Genomic DNA, 440 nt, shown 5'->3' with positions numbered 1-440 from the left:
CATGGCGGGCATCCGGACGGTCGATCTTGTTTATGACGACGATCGGCTTCAGGCCGACCTTGAGCGCCTTGCCGACGACGAACTTGGTCTGCGGCATCGGGCCTTCGGCGGCGTCGACCAGCACGATGGCCGAATCCACCATCGACAGGATGCGTTCGACTTCACCGCCGAAATCGGCGTGGCCGGGGGTGTCGACGATGTTGATGCGGGTGTCCTTCCAGTCGACCGAGGTCGCCTTGGCCAGGATGGTGATGCCGCGTTCCTTTTCGAGGTCGTTGGAATCCATGGCACGCTCGGCGACGCGCTGATTGTCGCGGAAGGAGCCGGATTGCCGCAGCAATTGGTCAACGAGGGTGGTTTTTCCATGGTCGACGTGCGCGATGATCGCGATATTACGAATTTTCATGTTGTGGTCTCGGGAGCGTTGCAGGCAGCAGGCC

The 440-nt window shown here is 61.1% G+C and carries 1 protein-coding gene; it reads right to left on the bottom strand.

The genetic code is table 11. From position 1 onward, the window contains the following. On the bottom strand, positions 1-406 hold a 406-nt coding region (locus AC1DY7_RS31315; protein WP_477497650.1), incomplete at its 3' end, for a GTP-binding protein. Positions 407-440: the final 34 nt, after the last annotated feature.

The organism is Mycobacterium sp. P2_H7, assembly GCF_056403275.1.
This window is presented reverse-complemented; position numbering and strand designations above follow the sequence as displayed.